Below are 15,968 nucleotides of genomic sequence, written 5' to 3'. Positions count from 1 at the left end.
TCGCCAATCATTCGATATCGAACGAGACGCCCTGCGCCAGCGGCAGAGCCTTCGAATAGTTGATCGTGTTGGTTGCCCGGCGCATATAGGCCTTCCAGGCGTCGGAACCGGATTCACGGCCGCCGCCGGTTTCTTTCTCGCCACCGAACGCACCGCCGATTTCGGCGCCCGAAGTGCCGATGTTGACGTTGGCGATGCCGCAGTCCGAGCCGTCAGCCGCGAGGAAGCGCTCCGATTCCTGCATGTCGCGGGTGAAGATCGACGACGAAAGGCCGGCAGCGACCGCATTGTGGTCGGCGAGCGCGGCGTCGAAATCGTTGTACTTCATGACATAGAGGATCGGCGCGAAGGTTTCTTCGAGAACCGGGCCAGCCTGCTTCGGCATTTCGACGAGTGCCGGCTTCACGTAGTAGCCGTTCTCATGCCCGAGTTCGACGCGCTCGCCGCCGGTGACGGCGCCGCCATGCGACTTGGCCTCAGCGATCGCCTTCTGCATGTTGTCGAAGGCGGCCCTGTCGACGAGCGGGCCGACGAGTGCCGTGCTTTCCAGCGGGTTGCCGACGGAGACCGACGTGTAAGCCTTCTTCAGGCGCGGAACGAGCTGGTCGTAGACGCTCTCATGGACGAAGAGGCGGCGCAGCGTCGTGCAACGCTGGCCGGCGGTGCCCATGGCGCCGAAGGCGATGGCGCGGAGCGCCATGTCGAGATCGGCCGACGGGCAGACAATGCCCGCGTTGTTGCCGCCGAGTTCGAGGATGGCGCGGGCAAAGCGCTTCGCAAGACGCGGGCCGACTTCGCGGCCCATGCGGGTCGAGCCGGTTGCCGAAACGAGCGGCACCTTCGGGTGATCGACGAGCACTTCGCCGATCACGCGGTCGCCGATCAGCACTTGCGACAGGCCTTCCGGCGCATCGCCGAAGCGGGAGAGGGCGCGTTCAAGGATCGCCTGCGATGCAAGCGCGGTGAGCGGCGTCTTTTCCGACGGCTTCCAGACGACGGCGTTGCCGCACACAAGCGCCAGCGCCGCGTTCCAGGACCAGACGGCGACCGGGAAGTTGAAGGCGGAGATGATGCCGACGACGCCGAGCGGATGCCAGGTTTCCATCATGCGGTGGCCCGGGCGTTCGGTGGCGATCGTGAGACCATAGAGCTGGCGTGAGAGACCGACGGCGAAATCGCAGATGTCGATCATTTCCTGCACTTCGCCAAGGCCTTCCGACGGGATCTTGCCGGCTTCGAGCGAGACAAGGCGGCCGAGGTCGGCCTTGAAGGCGCGCAGCTCCTCGCCAAGCAGGCGGACAAGCTCGCCGCGCTTCGGCGCCGGCACGAGCCGCCAGGCGCGGAAGGCTTCGTTGGCTCTTTCGATCCGGGCGGCGGCCTCAGCGGCCGAAACGGTCTTGAGGCTCGCGATCTGTTCGCCGGTGACCGGGCTATAAGACGGCATGTCGCCGCCCACGTAGAGTTCGCGGGCGACGCCCATCTTGTCGAGGAGGGCGGCGGCCTCCTTGGCGACGTCGACTTTCTTCGTTGCAATGTTCATCTGATCTGACTCCCGTTTTGTCTCATATATCGGTTGCGCGGGATGCGGGCGGAAAACCGCTTCACACTTTCCCTCATCCCGCGGACTTAACCAAAACGCACGCTGCCGAGCCTTCCCGGCGATGTAAGTGTTTTCAGGCCGCCGGCCATCTCTTTGAGTTTTTCCGGCGTGTAGAAATCGTAAAAGGCCTGGTTCCGCCGGCCGATCGCATGCTCGGCACTGAAGCTGCCGCCATATTGCTCGACAGCCACCGCAAAGACCCATTCGCGCAGGCGCTGTTCGAAATCCGCCTCGGTCAATAGCGGGCTATCCTTTGCCACGACAAGATTGAAGTGCACGCCGCCGTCGCCGATGTGGCCGAAATCGCAAACCGTAACGCCCGGGAACTTCTCCGGCATCTCGGCCTTCATATGGTCGCAGAAGGCCATGATATCACCTCTGCGGAAGGAAAGATCGAAGGCGATCAGCTTGCCGAGGTGCTTCACGCCTTCGGAAAGCGCGTGGCGAAGCGCCCAGATCTCGTGCGGCGGACCGACGAAGGCGTCGGCGAGCGGCGCCTCTTCCGATTCCCAGATTTCGGCGAGCACGCCTTCGAGCACGGCATCGAGCGATTGCTCGCCCTCGCGCGGCTCCCAGGTGCGGGAGATTTCCGCGAGGATTACATAGTCCGGCACGTTGCCGCCCTGAAAGGGATTCTTCAGCGACGATACGTGAGCAAAAGCGGCGGCGATGGCGTTCTTCGACATGCCTTCGAAGGCCGAAAGATAGGCGCCTAACCGCTGTTCCATGGCTCTCAGCAGCGGCAGCACATGGGCGCCGCTTGCCGGGACGAGGAAAGCCGTCGCAGTCTGTTTCGGCACCCGCTCGAGGTTCAGCACACATTCGGTGACGATGCCGAAGGCGCCGGAGGTGCCGACGAAGATCTGCTTCCAATCGACGCCGGTATTGTTCTTGCGCAGGTCGCAGCCGAGATCGAGAACGGTGCCGTCCTCGTCGGCGAGCACGACCTTCAAGCCCAGCGTATTGCGACGCACGTCGCCGTATTTCAAGAAGCGCGAACCGCCGGTGTTGGTCGCGATCATGCCACCGATGCGCGGATCTGCGCCGAGATCGATCGGGAAAAGCAGCTCATGTTCTTCCAGCCGCCGGTTGAGATCGGAGAGCCGAAATCCGGCATCGACGCGCACCGAGCGGTTGTCGCTATCGAGCTCAAACTGCCTGGTCAGCCGGTCGAGGCTGAGTACGACTTCGCTGCCGGAGACGTCCGGGGTCGAGCCAGAGACGAGACCGGTATTGCCAGATTGCGGGATGAGGGCGATGCCGTTGCGGACGCAATAGGAAACGGCCGCAGAAACCTCCGCCGTCGTCGCCGGGCGCAGCACGGCGGCTGCACGGCCCTGGTCGTAACGCGCGCCGGTCTCATAGGCCTGCATGTCTTCCTGACGCGCGACGACGCCCTTGTCGCCAAGGATGTTCGTCAACGCGTCGATATGGTCCTTCGCAATCATGGTAAGCGTATCATTCCGCTGCCATCGCCGCTGAGAGCGCCTGAAGGCAGCTTTCAATCGATGCCTGTTCGATACCGGCATAGTGATCGAACTCATTGAGCACGGCGACACCCAGATCGGCCTCGAAGCGCCTCTGGTTCGGACTTGCAACGAACTCCTGCTGGCCACCGTCGCCAAGGTTCGACTGGAAGATACCGGCGGCACTAACCGGTAGGAAGTCCTCGTAGACGATCGGATCGAACGCAACGAGGCCGTCGGCGATCAGCATATCGAGGTCGCGACGGCCGGTGAGCTTCGTCTGCCGGCCTTTTGCCGTCAGAGAATAGCTGAAATAGCCGAGTTCTGCCTCCCGGATCTCCGCCCAGCTGTCGGGGAAAGCCTCGAAGGCCCGGGCAAGCGCTGCTTCGTACTGCTTCGCATTCGACCCATCGGCGGCAGGCCGCACGATCTTGCGCGACTCCTCCAGCAACCGGTCGTAGAGGCCGCGCCCCTTCGGCGTCAGTGCGATGCCGCGCTGTTCGATCTCGCCGAAGCGGGCTGTGTGCGAACCGGTTTTCCACGCGCCCTCTCCGTCGCGGAAGGAGACGGGCTCTTCCAGGGCCTTGAACGACGTCTGGCGCAACAGGATCGCGCATTTGCGCGTCGGCGGGCCCTCGACGACCGCCTTCGGGGCGATGCCGTATTCGGGCATCAGCGCCTGGACCTTGTCGATGTCGAGCGTGCGCGGCGTCAGATGGTTGATGTGCGGTCCCTTGAAGGAAACGACGTCGGCGATCAGCCGGTGCGCGTCGTGCAGGCGCTTGTACATATCGGCGCCAACATTAGCCTTGTCGTGCCAGCGGAAGGTTTCGAGCACCTCGGCGACGAACCGTTCGGCATCGGCCTTGTCGAGCCCGCCGTCGCGCTCGGCTTTTTCGGTGAGCTCGATCGCGCCGGAGGTGAAGATCCGGCGCTCGCGCAGAATCGCTTCCGCCTCGGCACGCAGGGTCTCGTCGGCTATGAGGTCGAGCCGCAGGAGCGAAGTGAAGACGCGGAAGGGATTGCGCTTCAACGCCGCGTCGCCGACCGGCCGGAAGGCGGTCGAATGGACCGGCACGCCGGCGGTCGAAAGGTCGTAGTAGCCAACGGGATACATGCCCATGACGGCGAAGACGCGGCGCATCATCGAGAGTTCGGCCGGCGTGCCAAGGCGAATCGCCCCGTGGCGCTCCTCCGAGATGCGGTCGAGCGAGTCGGTCGCCTGAAGACGGTCCTTCAACGTCGCGTCCGCCACCAGCGTATCGGCGTTGACCTTCGCCACCAGTTCCATGAGCGTGCCGTAGGCCGGCACCTCTTCACGATACATGAGCGACATGGCGGCAGAGAAAGCCGAGCGGACCTCGTCGGCGGATACGAAACTATTTTCTTTCACTGTGGCTCGCCTCGCGCTAAGGGTGAAGGACAAGATCATTCTTATTTTTGATCATATCCGAACGAAGCGGCCTTGGATCGCGTTGCTTCTGACTATGTTGATGCGAGGCCGGAATGAAGTTAAGCCGACGACTGGTTCCTGACGTGACGACGCTGCAGGCCTTCGAATGCGCCGCGCGCCACGGCAGCTTCACCCAGGCCGCGGCCGAGCTCAACCTCACGCAAAGCGCCGTCAGCCGACAGATCAAGGATCTCGAAACCCAGCTCGGCGTCCTGCTCTTCGAACGCGTGCGCCAGCGGGTCATCCTTTCCGACGCCGGGCAGAAGTTCTTGCCGGAAGTCCGGCGGCTCCTGCATCAGACCGAGGAGCTCATGGTGCGCGCCATGGCCTCCGCGCGCGCCGATTCAACGTTGTCCATCGCATCGCTGCCGACTTTCGGCAGCCGCTGGCTGGTGCCGCGCCTGCCCGATTTCCTGAGGCGTCATCCGGGCACCGTCATCAATATCGCCTCGCGCTCGGCACCGTTCGATTTCGACGAGCAGAATTTCGATCTGGCGATCCACTACGGCCAGCCTGTCTGGGCGCGGGCAACCTGCAGCTTTCTTTGCAACGAGGTCATCGTTCCGGCCGCCAGTCCCTCACTCCTGAAGGCCAATCCGGTCGAGGCGCCGGAGGATATCGGCGGCGGCCCACTCCTCCATCTTGCCACGCGCCCCAAGCTCTGGGCGCATTGGTTCGAGACAAACGGGGTGGATGGACATGGCGCCTATCGCGGCAACCGGTTCGACCAGTTCTCGATGGTGATCGAGGCGGCAACCGCGGGTCTCGGTTTTGCCCTTTTGCCTCGCTATCTCATCGAACAGGAACTTGCCGCAGGCACGCTGCGGATCGTTCTCGATCGACCGATGCAGACCGAAAATAGCTACTACCTCGCCGTTCCGGAGGGCAAGCGTGAAAATCCGATCAGCCTCGCCTTCAGGGAATGGATTGCCGAACAGGTCGGTTGAGTTCGACCCGTCGCGGCCCGCCTGAAGCGGGACCTTTGCCGGCGGCTCCGTATCTCGTGCCGCCATGCCGCAACACGACCAGGAAGGGGCTGACTTGACAGGAACGTTCATCGAACCGGCGGGAGTCTGCGCGGTGGTCCGCTTTCTCCCGCTCCGGACTCGCCCAATTCGTCCGAACCTGCGCTCGCAATCCTTGCAAGCTGCTGACACTGTGGCTAAAAAATGCCACTTTCATGCATCACGCGGCCGTGAAATCCAACGCGCCGTCGGCCTTGCGATCTCCGATGCCCAAGTCCCCGGCGGCGCCCGCTTCCGGCGCCTTCCCACTTTCGGGAGGATGACGGCGGATGGGGGGACACATGACCGTGTCTAGAAACGCGCCGACTCCGCTTGGACCATCAGGGCCGCAATCGACCTGGCCGAACAACGAAAGCCGGGCCGATCAACCCCGGTTGGAATCAGAAACTGCAGCCATGCTCCTTCAGAACAAGCCGTCCCATTCACCGCGCGACCCCGAAGCGAAACAGATCGACTATAACGATTCGATTCGTTCGACCTATTTCTCGATCGACGACCTTCGGCAATGCGGTGAAAATCTCGCCCTGAAGGGCACTTCGTCGCTTCCCGGTTTCTTTTCGTTCGATTTCCGCGCGCGGCATCGCGAAAACGAGAAGGAAATCTTGCGCGTCTACCGCACGACGGCGGCCGACGTCGAAGCCGGCTCCTCGATCACGCCCGCGGCCGAGTGGCTGCTCGACAACCACCATGTCGTCGAGGAAGCGATCCAGGAAGTCCGACGCGATTTTCCGCGCAGGTTCTATCGGCAATTGCCGACGCTTTCGGTCTCGGGTCTCGTCATCCCGCGCACGATGGCGCTGGCCTGGCTTTATGTCGCCCACACCCACAGCATGGTTTCGCGGGAAAACATCACCGCGATGGTCGAGGGCTTCCAGCAGCATGAAACCTTCAAGATCGGCGAGTTGTGGGCGTTGCCGTCGATCCTGCGTTTCGTGCTGATCGAGAACCTGCGCCGGATCGCCATCCGGGTCGAGCGCTCGCGCGGCATGCGGCAGAAGGCGAACGAGGTCGCCGACCAGATCGTGCGCCTGAACGATCCCGAAAGGTGCCGGACGCTGCTTGCGGAATCGGAGGCACGTTCCGCCGACAACACGTTCATCGCGCAGCTGCTCTATCGCATGCGCGATGGTTCGCAGACTTCGGGCGCGGTGATCGGCTGGATCGAGGAACGGCTAGAAAGGCGCGGCACCGACGTCGAGGAGGCGCTTGTCGCCGAGCAGAATCGCCTGGGCTCCGGCAACGCGACGATGAGCAACATCATCCGCAGCCTGCGCGAAATCGACGACACGGATTGGGCCGTCTGGTTCGAGAGCGTAAGCAAGATCGACGCGACGCTTCGCGAAGGCTCCGACTATGCCTCGCTCGATTTCGGCTCGCGCAACAAGTACCGGGACACGATCGAGAAACTGGCGCGCCGCTCCGGTCACAGCGAGCATGAAGTCACCCAGATCGCGATCGAGATGGTCGAGGAAGCAAGGGCCGCCGCGGCCGTCGAAGCGCCGCTGCAGGAACCGAACGTCGGCTCCTTCCTGGTCGGCACGCAGTACAAGGAGTTGGAGAACAGGATCGGCTATTCGCCGTCGCCGCTCCAGCACATCATCCGCTTCGGCCGCAAGCTCGGCTGGTTCGCGATCGCCGGACCGAACATCCTTCTGACCATTCTCGCGATGGTCGCGGTCTATGCCTTCGTCAGCCCCATGGAAATTCCAAGCGGGGCGAAGCTGATCATGCTGCTATTGTTCGCGCTGCCGGCTTCGGAAGGCGCGATGGGGCTGTTCAACACGCTGGTCACGCTCGTCGTCAAACCCTCGCGGCTTGTCGGCTACGAGTTCCTCGACGGCATCCCGGAAGATGCGCGCACGCTCGTCGTCGTCCCGTGCCTGATCGCCAAGCGCGATCATGTCGATGAACTGGTCCGCAATCTGGAGGTCCACTATCTCGCCAACCCGCGGGGCGAAATCTCCTTCGCGCTGCTCAGCGACTGGGCCGACAGCAAGTTCGAGGAAACGCCGGCCGACATGGACGTCCTCGAATATGCCAAGCACGAAATCGCCTCGCTCGCCGCTCGCTACGCCTACGACGGCAAGACGCGCTTCTTCCTGCTGCATCGCCGCCGGCTCTTCAACGAGGCCGAGGGTGTGTGGATGGGCTGGGAGCGCAAGCGCGGCAAGCTCCACGAGCTCAACCTTCTGCTCCGCGGCGACCGTGACACCTCGTTCCTGCAGGGCGCCAACATGGTACCGGACGGCGTCCAGTATGTCATGACGCTCGATTCCGACACCCGCCTGATGCGCGACGCGGTGACGAAGCTGGTCGGCAAGCTCTACCATCCGATCAATCGGCCGGTCGTGAACAAGAAGCAGGAAGTGCTCACCGGCTACAGCCTGCTGCAACCGCGTGTGACGCCTTCGCTTACCACGGGCAGCGAGGCTTCCGCATTCCAGCGCATCTTCTCGATCAACCGCGGTATCGATCCCTATGTCTTCACGGTTTCCGACGTCTATCAGGACATCGTCGGCGAAGGCAGTTTCACGGGCAAGGGTCTCTACCATGTCGATGCCTTCGAGGCGGCGCTGAAGAGCCGGATCGAAGAAAATGCCGTACTCAGCCACGACCTGCTCGAAGGGTCCTATGCTCGCTGTGCGCTCGTCACCGATGTCGAGCTCGTCGAAGATTTCCCGACCCGCTACGAGGTGGAAATGTCGCGCCAGCATCGCTGGGCGCGTGGCGACTGGCAGTTGCTGCCCTATATCTTCAATCCGGCGAACGGCCTGTCGATGCTCGGCCGCTGGAAGATGTACGACAACCTGCGCCGATCGCTGATCCCCGTCGCCTGGCTCGTCGCTTCGGTCATGGGCTGGTACTACATGGAGCCGACCGAGGCGCTGATCTGGCAGATCGTGCTGATCTTCAGCCTGTTCGTCGCTCCCACCCTGTCGCTGATCAACGGTATCATGCCGCGACGCAACGACATCGTCGCACGGGCGCATCTGCATACGGTGCTCTCGGAGATTCGCGCTGCCAACGCGCAAGTTGCGCTCCGCATCGTTTTCATCGCCCACAATGCGGCAATGATGGCGGATGCGACCGTTCGTTCGCTTTATCGCACGTTCGTCAGCCGCAAACTGATGCTCGAGTGGCGCACCGCCGCGCAGGTTCAGAGCGCCGGCCACGGCTCGATCCGCGATTATTTCGGCGCGATGTGGACGGCGCCGGCTCTCTCGGTCATTTCATTGGCGCTTGCCGCGGTGTCCGATACCGGACTGCCCTACATCGGCATCCCCTTCGCGCTGATTTGGGCGGCTTCGCCTCTGGTTGCGTGGTTTGTCAGCCAGTCGGCCGAGACCGAGGACCAACTGGTCGTGTCGGATGAAGCAATCGACGAGATGCGCAAGATCGCCCGGCGTACCTGGCGCTATTTCGAAACCTTCGTGACCGCCGAGCAGAACTTCCTGCCGCCGGACAATTTCCAGGAAACCCCGCAGCCGGTGCTGGCGGAGCGTACGTCACCCACCAATATCGGCGTCTATCTCCTGTCGGTGATGTCTGCGCGCGATTTCGGCTGGATCGGTTTCGAAGACACGATCACGCGGCTCGAGCAGACGATCGCGACGATCGACCGCATGCCGAAATACCGCGGCCATCTCTTCAACTGGTACCGGACGCGATCGCTCGAAACGATGGAGCCGCGCTACGTCTCGTCCGTCGATAGCGGCAACCTCGCCGGCCACCTGATCTCGGTTTCGTCCATGTGCCGGGAATGGGCCGAGGCACCCTCCGCCCATGTGCAGGGCAGTCTCGACGGCATCGGCGACGTCGCCGCCATTCTCTCGGAAGTGCTCAACGAACTGCCCGACGATCGCAAGACCGTCCGGCCGTTGCGCCACCTGATCGAAGAGCGCATCGCCGGCTTCCAGAACGCGCTTGCCGCCGTCAAGCGCGAGCGTGAATTCGCGTCGATCCGCGTGATCAACCTGGCAGTGCTTGCGCGCGACATGCACAAGCTTGCTGCCAACCTCGATCACGAGGTACGCACCGCCCAGAGCGCCGAGGTGGAGAAATGGGCGGGTTCGCTCGTCTCCACCTGCGAGGCGCATATCGCCGACGGCGTCTTCGACCTCGGCGCGATCGAGGCACTGCGCCAGCGGCTGCTGGTGCTCAAGGAGCGCGCACGCGACATCGCCTTCTCGATGGATTTCGGCTTCCTGTTCCGGCCGGAGCGGCGGTTGCTTTCCATCGGCTACCGTGTCAATGCCAACGAGCTCGACGAGGCCTGCTACGATCTGCTTGCTTCCGAAGCGCGGCTGACGAGCCTTTTTGCGATCGCCAAGGGCGATCTGCCTACGGAGCACTGGTACAAGCTCGGGCGCCCGATCGTACCGATCGGCGCGCGCGGCGCGCTCGTCTCCTGGTCCGGCTCCATGTTCGAATATCTGATGCCGCCGCTGGTCATGCAGGAGCGGCAGGGCGGCATTCTCAACCAGACGAACAATCTGGTGGTGCAGGAGCAGATCAACCACGGCCGTCGCCTCGGGACCCCGTGGGGCATCTCGGAAGCCGCCTTCAACGCGCGCGATCACGAGTTGACCTATCAGTACACGAATTTCGGCGTGCCGACTCTCGGGCTGAAGCGCGGCCTCGGCCAGAACGCGGTGATTGCGCCCTACGCGTCGATCCTCGCCTGCATGTACGATCCGAAGTCTGCGCTCGCCAATCTGGCGCGGCTCAGGGAGGTCGGTGCTCTCGGCGCCTACGGCTTCCATGACGCCGTCGATTTCACGCCGACGCGTATTCCCGAAGGGCAGAAATGCGCCGTTGTGCGCAACTACTATGCGCACCATCACGGCATGTCGGTCGCGGCGGTTGCGAACGTCGTTTTCAACGGGCGCCTGCGCGAGTGGTTCCATGCCGATCCTGTGATCGAAGCGGCGGAACTGCTGCTGCAGGAGAAGGCACCGCGCGACATTCCGGTGATGAACGCCAGGCGCGAGCCGGAATCGCTCGGCAAGGGCCAGGCCGATCTCCTCAGACCAGAAGTCCGCGTTATCGAGGATCCGGTCACGCAGGACCGCGAAACGGTCTTCCTGTCGAACGGGCATTATTCGATCATGCTGACCGCGACCGGCGCCGGCTATGCGCGCTGGAACGGCCAGTCGGTCACACGCTGGAAGCCGGACCCGGTCGAAGACAGGACGGGCACGTTCATCTTCCTGCGCGACACCGTGACGGGCGACTGGTGGTCGGCCACCGCCGAACCGCGCCGTGCGGCCGGCGAAAAGACCATGACCCGTTTCGGCGACGACAAGGCGGAATTCGTCAAGGTCGTCGGTGACCTGACCAGCGAAGTCGAATGCATCGTCGCGACCGAACACGACGCGGAGGGCCGCCGGGTCATCCTGCTCAATACGGGCACGGAGGACCGCTTCATCGAAGTCACGTCCTACGCGGAGCCGGTGCTTGCGACGGACGATGCCGACAGCGCGCATCTCGCCTTCTCCAAGATGTTCCTGCGTACCGAGATCAGCCGCCAGGGCGACGTCATCCGCGTCTCGCGCAACAAGCGCAGCCCTGGTGATGCCGACATGGAAGTCGCGCACCTCATCACGGACAATGCCGGCAGCGATCGCCACACCCAGGCGGAAACCGACCGCCGCCGCTTCATCGGCCAGGGGCGCACGCTTTCGGAGGCTGCCGCCTTCGACCCAGGTGTCACGCTTTCGGGCACCGACGGGTTTACGCTCGATCCGGTGATGTCGCTTCGCCGCGTCGTGCGCGTTCCGGCAGGCAAGAAGGTGAGTGTCATCTTCTGGACGATCGCCGCACCGAACCGCGAAACAGTCGATCGTGCGATCGATCGCTATCGGCACCCGGAAACCTTCAATCACGAACTGATCCATGCCTGGACGCGCAGCCAGGTGCAGATGCGCCATGTCGGGGTGACGTCGCAGGAGGCGGCAACCTTCCAGATGCTCGGTCGCTACCTTGTCTATCCCGACATGCACCTTCGCGCCGATACGGCGACGGTCAAGTCGGGGCTCGCCTCGCAGGCCGCGCTGTGGCCGCTGGCGATCTCGGGCGATTTTCCGATCTTCTGCCTGAGGATCAACGACGACGGCGATCTCGGCATCGCGCGCGAGGCGCTGCGTGCGCAGGAATATCTGAGAGCGCGCGGCATCACCGCGGATCTCGTCGTCATCAACGAGCGGGCGTCCTCCTATGCCCAGGATCTGCAGCACACGCTCGATTCGATGTGCGAGAACCTGCGGCTGCGTGGGCTTTCCGACGGCCCGCGGCAGCATATCTTCGCGGTGCGTCGCGATTTGATGGAGCCCGAGACCTGGTCGACGCTGCTATCGGCCTCGCGCGCTGTCTTCCACGCCCGCAACGGCACGATCTCCGACCAGATCGCGCGTGCCACGGCGCTTTATTCGAAGCCTGCCGCGAAAATCACCGAGAGCACTCAGATGCTGCTGCCGGTGATCCAGGAGGCGGGCGAGACTGCTGCAGCGGAAATCAGCGGCGACGGCCTGGAATTCTGGAACGGCTTTGGCGGCTTCGCGGATGAAGGGCGTGAATATGTCGTTCGGCTGCGCGGCGGCGAAGCGACACCGCATCCGTGGATCAACGTCATTTCCAACGAGCACTTCGGCTTCCATGTTTCTGCCGAGGGCTCGGCGTTCTCCTGGAGCCGCAATTCGCGTGACTACCAGCTGACGCCGTGGACCAACGATGCGGTGGTCAATCGGCCGGGCGAAGCGATCTTCGTTCGCGATATGGCGAGCGGCTCGGTGCTGACGCCTTATGCCGCGCTTTCTCGGCGCAAGTCGGTCGTGTTCGAAGCCCGTCACGGGCTCGGCTATTCGCGCTTTGCAAGCACCCAGGAAGAGCTCGAAATCGAGGCGGTCCACACTGTGCACAGGAACCTGCCGACGCGGCTCGTGCGGCTCTCGATCCGCAACCGCGGTGCCTCCGCGCGGCAGTTGCGGATCTACGGCTATGCCGAATGGGTCCTCGGCAATATTCGCGGCCGGATGGCTCCTTTTGTCCTGCCCGAATGGCATGACGGCGCCAAGGCGCTCGTCGCGACCAACCCATACAGCCTCGACTATGCCGGCCGTTCGGCGTTCCTCGCGATCGACGCGCAGGTCGGTTCCTATACGGCGAGCCGGAGGGAATTCCTGGGCCAGGCCGGCAGCATCCTGGCGCCGCAAGCGGTCATCGCCGGTGCTCAATTGACCGGTTTCACGGAGACCGATGGCGATGTTTGCGCGGCCCTTTCGTCCGATCTCGTCATCGAGCCGGGTGCGGAGCGGCAGATCACCTTCTTCCTCGGCGATGCCGATAACGGCGACCAGATGCAGTCGATCCTCACCGAATTGCGGGGGACGGCCTTCGACACGACGCTCAAGGCGGCGAAGGCATTCTGGAGCGAGTTCACCGGTGTCGTGAAGGTTGAGACGCCCGACAGATCCTTCAACCACATGGTCAACCATTGGCTGCCCTACCAGAGTCTGGGCTGCCGGATCATGGCACGCTCCGCGTTCTATCAGGCAAGCGGGGCCTACGGTTTCCGGGACCAGTTGCAGGATACGCTTGCCTTCCTCGTGCACCGGCCGGAGCTTGCGCGCGCGCAGATCCTCAACGCGGCCGCGCGGCAGTTCGTCGAGGGCGACGTGCAGCACTGGTGGCTGCCCGGCACCGGTGCCGGCGTCCGCACGATGATCTCCGACGATGTCGTCTGGCTCGCCCACGCGGTGGCGCATTACTGCGCGGTCACCGGCAGCACGGACATCCTCGGCGAGAAGGTGCCGTTCATTGTCGGACCCTCCCTCGAAGAGGGCCAGCATGACAACTTCTTCCAGCCCGAGAGTGCGGACGAGACGGCCGATATCTACGAGCATTGCGCCCGCGCGCTCGATCTCGCGATCAAGCGGACAGGGGCGAACGGTCTGCCGCTCATTCTCGGCGGCGACTGGAACGATGGCATGAACCGGGTCGGTATTGCCGGGGAGGGCACGAGCGTCTGGCTCGGCTGGTTCCTGGCCGGTGCGCTGCGTGCCTTCCTGCCGCATGCCCGCGAGCGGAAGGATGGTTCGCGCGCCACGCTTTGGGAGACGCATCTCGAGATGCTGAAAGCAGCGCTCGACGGGGCGGGTTGGGACGACGACTACTATCGCCGCGGCTACTACGACGACGGCACGCCGCTTGGATCCGCCGAAAACGTCGAATGCCGCATCGATTCCATCGCCCAGTCGTGGAGTGCGCTCTCCGGCGAAGGCGAGGCGGAACGCTCCAGGCTTGCCATGGACGCGGTGATGGCGGAACTGGTCGATCCGGAAAAACGGATCGTGCGGCTCTTCACGCCGCCGCTCGAAAAGACGCAGCAGGACCCGGGCTACATCAAGGCCTATCCGCCGGGCGTGCGCGAAAACGGCGGGCAATATACACATGCGGCGACCTGGGTCGTGCTCGCTTTTGCTGCTCAGGGGCGGGCGGAAGAGGCGTGGCGGACCTTCCAGATGCTCAACCCCGTATCGCATGCGCTCAGCCGCGACGATGCCGAGCACTACAGGGTGGAACCCTACGTCGTCGCCGCCGATGTTTACGGCGAGGGCGAGCTCGCGGGGCGTGGCGGCTGGACTTGGTACACAGGCTCGGCCGGCTGGCTCTATCGCGCGGGCGTCGAGGGCATTCTCGGCATTCGCCTGAAGGGTAAGAAGCTGGTGATTCGGCCCGTGCTGCCGGCGGACTGGGCAGGCTACTCCGCCGAGGTCCGGGTGAATGGCGCAACGCACCGGATTTCCGTGGGGCGCGATTCAAAAACTGGTGAACCGATCGTCAGCGTAAATAATAGTGTCACAAAAAACGCGCATGAAGGGATTTTGCTGTAACCGCCGGAATTGAGCATGGGAGGAAACCGGCTTTGTACCAGACGGGCAAGGCCGGTTTTTTGCCGCTCGGTTTCGGCCGCGATCCACTACGGCGCCCAGCGTCTTATCAGACGCGCGGAGACGCTGTAGTGCTTTGAATTGCTACGTGGTTTTTCCTTAAATCGGCTACGATTTAAGGAAACATGCAGTAGTCGGATCGCGCTTCATCGACGGTGCTGAAGTCGTCCCGGAGATCGCCGGAGCGCGTCTTCGGCATCCTGTTTCCAACAGGGGTGGGGCGGGGCGCCAAATCCCGGATACCAGACCGCATGCTGCAAACGACATTTGGCAAGGACGCGATCAAGGCTGCCGACCCGGGTCACAACGACCCCGGCTCCAACCAGCCCAGGATCAGCGTTCCTCGTCCTGTGCCGGCTTTTACCGAGCGCGACACACGCCTCGACGTCTTCCGCGCGCTCTGCCTGCTGACGATTTTCATCAACCACGTCCCAGGCCAATATCTCGAATATCTCACCCACAAGAACGCAGGCTTCTCGGACTCCGCTGAGGCCTTCGTGCTGATTTCCGGCCTGTCGGTCGGCGCCGCCTATGGCGGAAAATTCATGACGGGCGCAAGGCTGGCATTGACCTTGAAGATGTGGCGGCGCGCGCTGACGCTCTATGTCGCGCATATCATGACGAGCGTCGTCACGCTGGCGATTTTTGCGGGCGGCGCTCTTTATTTCGGCCGTCAGGACCTGATCGGTGAAATCAACATCCGGCCGTTCGTCGAGCAGACGGAGCAGGGCATCGTCGCGATGGTCCTGCTTGGGCATCAGCTCGGTTACAACAACATCCTGTCCCTCTATGCGGCGCTGTTCCTGATGCTGCCGGGCATCCTGTGGCTGAGGGCGGTGGGGCGCTGGGTGCTCCTCGCACTGTCGGCCGCGCTATGGCTCGCCGCCGGCTGGTTCAAGCTGGTGCCGTCGAACTTCCTCGACGAGGGCTACTGGTTCCTCAATCCCTGGTCCTGGCAGTTCCTTTTCGTCATCGGCATCCTGTGCATGAGCCACATACGGGCCGGGGGGCGCCTGCCACGGCACTGGCTGCTGATCGGGGTTTCCGCCGCCTATCTCACCGTCTCCGCCTTCTGGGTCATGTTCTCCTGGTGGAGTATCGACTTCTCCTTCGGACTACCGGCGGTGCTGACCGGCTTCGACAAGACGTTCCTGTCGCTGACGCGGCTCCTGCATGTGCTGGCGCTCGCCTATCTGCTGGCGATCACCCCTGTCATCAGCCGGTTGACCAGGCTTGAGAACAATCATCCACTGGTGATGATCGGGCGCCATTCGCTGGCGGTTTTCATCTTCGGGACAATCCTTGCGATGGCGGGCCAGGTGCTTCTCTTCGTCACCGGCCGCGACCCGATCATCGGCTCGCTCTTCGTCGTCGCCGGCATCGCCTTGCATTTCGTCTATGCCTATTACCTCGACTGGCTGAAGGACGTGGCGGTGGCGAAGCCGCTCAGGGCTGCGTGAGGGTGACTGAACGACC

6 protein-coding genes are annotated in these 15,968 nt (G+C 63.4%); 3 read left to right on the top strand and 3 right to left on the bottom strand.

Annotated elements, in window-relative coordinates; genetic code table 11:
- Positions 1–7: 7 nt before the first annotated feature.
- From amaB to hglS, 3 genes are all read right to left on the bottom strand, one after another.
- On the bottom strand, positions 8–1,540 hold the full coding sequence (amaB, locus tag RB548_RS18195) for an L-piperidine-6-carboxylate dehydrogenase (RefSeq protein ID WP_331372612.1): 1,533 nt from the start codon (positions 1,538–1,540) through the stop codon (positions 8–10).
- A gap of 86 nt (positions 1,541–1,626) precedes the next feature.
- Entirely contained in the window at positions 1,627–3,048 is a 1,422-nt protein-coding gene (locus RB548_RS18190; RefSeq protein WP_331372611.1) for an FAD-binding oxidoreductase, read from the bottom strand.
- A gap of 10 nt (positions 3,049–3,058) precedes the next feature.
- On the bottom strand, positions 3,059–4,459 hold the full coding sequence (gene hglS, locus RB548_RS18185) for a 2-oxoadipate dioxygenase/decarboxylase HglS (RefSeq protein WP_331372610.1): 1,401 nt from the start codon (positions 4,457–4,459) through the stop codon (positions 3,059–3,061).
- A 113-nt stretch (positions 4,460–4,572) separates the two neighbouring features.
- Here hglS and RB548_RS18180 point away from each other — a divergent pair, with 113 nt between their 5' ends.
- From RB548_RS18180 to RB548_RS18170, 3 genes are all read left to right on the top strand, one after another.
- Positions 4,573–5,466, top strand: a complete 894-nt coding sequence (locus RB548_RS18180; protein WP_331372609.1) for a LysR family transcriptional regulator — start codon at positions 4,573–4,575, stop codon at positions 5,464–5,466.
- A 359-nt stretch (positions 5,467–5,825) separates the two neighbouring features.
- Positions 5,826–14,435: a cyclic beta-(1,2)-glucan synthase gene (gene ndvB / locus RB548_RS18175; RefSeq protein ID WP_331372608.1), complete on the top strand. Its 8,610-nt coding sequence runs from the start codon at positions 5,826–5,828 to the stop codon at positions 14,433–14,435.
- 308 nt (positions 14,436–14,743) lie between these two features.
- Positions 14,744–15,952: an OpgC family protein gene (locus RB548_RS18170; protein ID WP_331372607.1), complete on the top strand. Its 1,209-nt coding sequence runs from the start codon at positions 14,744–14,746 to the stop codon at positions 15,950–15,952.
- Positions 15,953–15,968 lie beyond the last annotated feature (16 nt).

Origin of the sequence: Sinorhizobium chiapasense, assembly GCF_036488675.1 — a bacterium.
Taxonomy (GTDB): domain Bacteria; phylum Pseudomonadota; class Alphaproteobacteria; order Rhizobiales; family Rhizobiaceae; genus Sinorhizobium; species Sinorhizobium chiapasense.
Note: the sequence above shows the minus strand (reverse complement) of the source record. Positions and strands in the feature narration are given on the sequence as shown.

Coding starts and splice junctions, on each gene's coding strand:
- amaB (WP_331372612.1), bottom strand. CDS start 1,540: ATGAACATTGCAACGAAGAAAGTCGACGTCGCCAAGGAGGCCGCCGCC.
- RB548_RS18190 (WP_331372611.1), bottom strand. CDS start 3,048: ATGATTGCGAAGGACCATATCGACGCGTTGACGAACATCCTTGGCGAC.
- RB548_RS18180 (WP_331372609.1), top strand. CDS start 4,573: ATGAAGTTAAGCCGACGACTGGTTCCTGACGTGACGACGCTGCAGGCC.
- ndvB (WP_331372608.1), top strand. CDS start 5,826: ATGACCGTGTCTAGAAACGCGCCGACTCCGCTTGGACCATCAGGGCCG.
- RB548_RS18170 (WP_331372607.1), top strand. CDS start 14,744: ATGCTGCAAACGACATTTGGCAAGGACGCGATCAAGGCTGCCGACCCG.